Here is a 4,613-nt window from a genome sequence, read left to right as displayed (position 1 = left end):
CCCTTACCGGACAACGGCCACACCACCACACCAGGCGCCACACCCGCAGCACCCTCCGGCACCTCCGGCGACCCAACCGGCGCCTGCTCCACGATCACATGCGCGTTCGTCCCACTGAACCCGAACGCCGAGACCCCAGCACGACGCGGGTGTCCCGCCTCCGGCCACTCGCGCGCCTCGGTCAGCAGCGACACCGCACCCGTCGACCAGTCGATGTGCGGCGAGGGTTCGGCGATGTGCAGTGTCTTCGGCAGCACTCCGTGCCGCATCGCCAACACCATCTTCATCACACCGGCGACACCCGCCGCCGCCTGCGTATGACCGATGTTGGACTTCACGGACCCCAGCCACAGCGGCTGTCCCTCCGGCCGCTCCTTGCCGTAGGTGGCCAGCAGCGCCTGCGCCTCGATCGGGTCACCGAGCGAGGTGCCGGTGCCGTGCGCCTCGACCGCGTCGACCTGGTCCGCGGTGAGTCGGGCGTTCGCCAGCGCCTGGCGGATCACCCGCTGCTGCGAGGGGCCGTTCGGTGCCGTCAGGCCGTTGCTGGCGCCGTCCTGGTTGACGGCACTGCCCCGCACGATCGCCAGCACCGGATGACCGTTCCTGCGCGCGTCGGAGAGCCGTTCCAGCAGCAGCATGCCCACGCCCTCGGCCGGTCCGAACCCGTCGGCGTCGGCGGAGAAAGCCTTGCAGCGGCCGTCGGTGGCGAGCCCGCGCTGGCGGCTGAACTCCACGAACAGACCGGGCGTCGCCATCACATGCGCACCGCCGGAAAGCGCCAGTGCGCACTCGCCGTTGCGCAGTGCCTGCACGGCGAGGTGCAGTGCGACCAGCGAGGCCGAGCACGCCGTGTCCACGGTGACCGCCGGGCCCTCAAGCCCGAAGGTGTACGAGAGACGGCCGGATATCACGCTGGCCGCGTTCCCCGTGCCGAGGTGTCCGGCGAAGTCGTCGTCCGCCTCCAACAGCGCTTGGAGGTAGTCGGAACCGTTGACGCCGACGAACACACCGGACTGGCTACCGCGCAGCGTCGTCGGGTCGATCCCGGCCCGCTCGAACGCCTCCCACGAGGTTTCCAACAGCAGCCGCTGCTGCGGGTCCATCGCCAGCGCCTCACGCGGCGAGATACCGAAGAACGCCGGGTCGAAGCGGGCGGCATCGCTGAGGAAGCCGCCCTCCCGGGTGTAGGACGTGCCGCGGCTGTCCGGATCCGGGTCGTACAGCCCCGCCACGTCCCACCCGCGGTCCAGCGGGAATCCGGTGAGCGCGTCGCCGCCCGACTCCAGCAGCCGCCACAACTCCTCGGGCGAGCGCACGTCTCCGGGGAACCGGCAGCTCATCGCCACGATCGCAATGGGCTCCCGTGCCTGGTCCTCGATTTCCCGCAGCCGCCCATAGGTCTCGTCGAGTTCCGCCGTGACCTTCTTGAGGTATTCCCGGAGCCTTGCTTCGTTCGCCATTGGCGCTTCATCCATTCGAAATGGTCGAGATCGTCGCGGTGGTCGGTGTTGGCATCGGTCAGCCCTTGCCGAGCCTCTTGTCGATGAAGTCGAAGAGTTCGTCATCGCTGGCCTCTTCGAGCACGTCCGCCGTGCCGCCCTCTCCCGCGCCGCGAACGTCGTTCCACTTCGCCAACAGTGACTGCAGCCGTACCGCGATACGGGCCTGCGCCGCCTCGTCCGGAACCAGCGCCGAGACATCGTCCGGCGCCAGCGCGGACAGGGCGTTCTCCAGCCGGTCCAGCTCCTCCAGCACGGAGCTCCTCGGCTCGCCCCCCGCGTCCGGCACGACCTCGGCCAGCAGGTACTGGGCGAGCGCGACCGGGGTCGGGTAGTCGTAGATCAGCGTGGCCGGAAGCCGCAGTTCGGTGGCCGCGTTCAGCCGGTTGCGCAGTTCCACGGCGGTCAGCGAGTCGAAGCCCAGCTCGCGGAACGCCTGCCCGGCACCGACCAGTTCGGCCGACGCGTACCCGAGTACCGCGGCCACCTGCCCACGTACCAGGTCCAGCACCGTACGCTCCCGCTCGGCGTCCGCCAGCCGCGAGAGCCGCTGCGCCAGGGGCTCCGGTTGTGCTTGGCCCGCTTCCACGGACCGGCGGACCGGGGTGCGCACCAATCCGCGGAACATCGGGTGCAGTTCGCCGGTCGCGGCCGCGGCCCGCAGCTTGGCGAAGTCGAGCCGGATGGGCATCAGCACGGCCTCGTCGGTACCGACGGCCGCGTCGAACAGCGCAAGGCCCTCATCGGCGGCCAGCGGCACCATGCCGCCGAGCGCGGCGCGTGCTCGGTCCGCCGCCGCCAACCGGCCCGCCATACCGCGCCGTTCGGCCCACATGCCCCACACCAGCGAGACCGCGGGCAGCCCCTGGGCGCGCCGGTGCCGGGCAAGGGCGTCCAGGAAGACGTTGGCCGCCGCGTAGTTCGCCTGTCCCGCGGCGCCCAGAGTGCCCGCCGCCGCGGAGAACAGCACGAACGCGGACAGGTCACGGTCCTTGGTGAGCTCGTGCAGGTTGACCGCGGCATCCACCTTCGGCCGCAGCACCCGGGCCAGCCGCTCTGGGGTGAGCTTGTCGACCACACCGTCGTCCAGCACCGCGGCGACGTGTGCGACGGCAGTCAACGGGTGTTCGGCCGGGATGGCGTCCAGGACTTCGGCCAGCGCCGCACGGTCCGCGGCATCGCAGGCTGCCACGCTGACGTGGGCGCCCAACTCGGTCAGCTGTGCGCGCAGTTCGGCCATGTCCTCGGCCGCGTCACCACGGCGGCTGACCAGCAGCAGGCGGCGGGCGCCGTGCTCGGCCACCAGGTGGGTGGCCAGGAGCCGTCCCAGGCCGCCGGTGGCGCCGGTGATCAGGACGGTTCCCTCGGGATCGATGGGCCGGGTGCCTTCTGCCGTCGCGGTCTCGGCCCTGGCCAGCCGCGGTACGTATGCCACGCCCGCGCGCAGGGCCAGTTCGGGCTCGCCGGAGGCGATGGCGCCGGGTACGGCCGCGTACGTCGAGGCGGCCGCGTCGATGTCGAGCAGGACGATCCGGTCCGGGTTCTCCGACTGCGCCGAGCGGGCCAGTCCCCAGACCGGGGCCGCCGCAAGGTCCGTCGGCAGCCCGTCGCCACCGGTGTCCACCGCGCCTCGGGTGACCAGCACCAGCCGCGCCGAGCCGAACCGCTCACCGGCCAGCCACGCTTGCAGCGTGCCCAGGGCGCCGGTGACCGTCTCATGCACCGGAGCGGCTGCAACGGAGCCGTGGTGCGGGTAGGGCACGAGGACGGCGTCCGGTACCGGACGCCCGGCGGCGATGGCCGCGTCCAGTGCCGCCAGATCCTCGAAGACCTCACCGTGCAGAGCACTTGCCAGCTCATCGTCCGCGGCGCCCACGACGGCGTAGCGGTCTGATGGCGTTGATGGCGTGGCGGTGATGGGAAGTTGGCTCCAGTCAAGACGGAACAGCGCGTCGTTCCGCCCCTCGGAGGCGAATTGCTCCGCGGTGAACGGGCGCATGGTCACGGCGGCCACGGACGCCACCAGGTTGCCCGCCTCGTCCGCCGCCGCCAGGGACACGGTGTCGTCCCCCGCTGGCGCGATCCGCACCCGCAGCGCCAAGGCCCCGGTGGCGTGCAGTGCCACTCCACGCCACCGCAGCGGCAGAGCGTCCCCCGGGGTGCGCGGGGTACGGGCGTGCAGGGCTGCGTCGAGCAGCGCGGGATGCAGCACGAACCGGTCGGCGTCCGGGTGTTGCTCCGGAGCGAGTCGCACTTCCGCGTAGATCTCGTCGTTGTGCGTCCACACCTGGTGCACGCCCTGGAACAGCGGTCCGTGCACGAGTCCGGCGGCGGCCAGGTGCTGGTAGACGTCAGAGGGCGCGGGGGCGGCACCGGCTGGGGGCCACTCGGTCAGGCCGGGCTCCGGTGCGGTGCTGCGGGCGGCCAGTGCGCCGGTGGCGTTACGGGTCCACGGCTCGCCGGTGGCCGCTTCTGAACGCGAGTGCACGGTCAGACTGCGCCTCCCGGCCTCATCGGACGCGCCTACGGTGACGCGCAGTTGGACTCCGCCACGCTGCGGCAGGACGAGCGGCGACTCCAGGGTCAGCTCGTCCAGTACGCCGCAGTCCACCTGGTCCCCGGCGTGGATTGCCAGCTCCACGAAGGCAGAAGGCGGTAGAACGACCGCGTCCAGGAAGGCATGGTCGGCCAGCCAGGGGTGGCTCTGCAACGACAACCGGCCAGTGAGCAGCACCCCGTCGGAGTCGGGGAGTTCCACCGCCGCGCCGAGCAGCGGATGCCCACTCGCGCCGAGACCAACAGAGGCCACGTCGTCGTACACCGCGAAGGTGTCGACCCAGTAGCGCTGGTGCTGGAAGGCGTAGGTGGGCAGGTCGACGCGCCGGGCGCCGGTTCCGGTGAAGTACGACTCCCAGTCGACGGGCACACCGTTGACGTGCAGGGTGGCCACGGCGGTGGTCACGGTTTCGGGCTCGGAGCGGTCCCGTCGCAGTACGGGGACGAACACGGCACCGTCTTCCGTAACGCACTCTTGCGCCATGGCGGACAGCACGCCGTCCGGGCCGAGCTCGACATACGTCGTCACGCCTTCGGCCTCCAGCGCGCGGATGCCGT

General features: G+C 71.6%; 2 protein-coding genes. Both read right to left on the bottom strand.

Annotated elements, in window-relative coordinates:
- A partial coding sequence (locus NON19_RS32930) for a type I polyketide synthase (RefSeq protein WP_255932949.1) occupies nt 1–1,460 on the bottom strand: 1,460 nt, incomplete at its 3' end.
- A gap of 58 nt (nt 1,461–1,518) precedes the next feature.
- Nucleotides 1,519–4,613: type I polyketide synthase (locus NON19_RS32925; protein WP_255932948.1), on the bottom strand; the 3,095-nt coding region annotated here is incomplete at its 5' end.

Source organism: Streptantibioticus rubrisoli, from assembly GCF_024436055.1.
Classification (GTDB): domain Bacteria; phylum Actinomycetota; class Actinomycetes; order Streptomycetales; family Streptomycetaceae; genus Streptantibioticus_A; species Streptantibioticus_A rubrisoli.
Note: the sequence above shows the minus strand (reverse complement) of the source record. Positions and strands in the feature narration are given on the sequence as shown.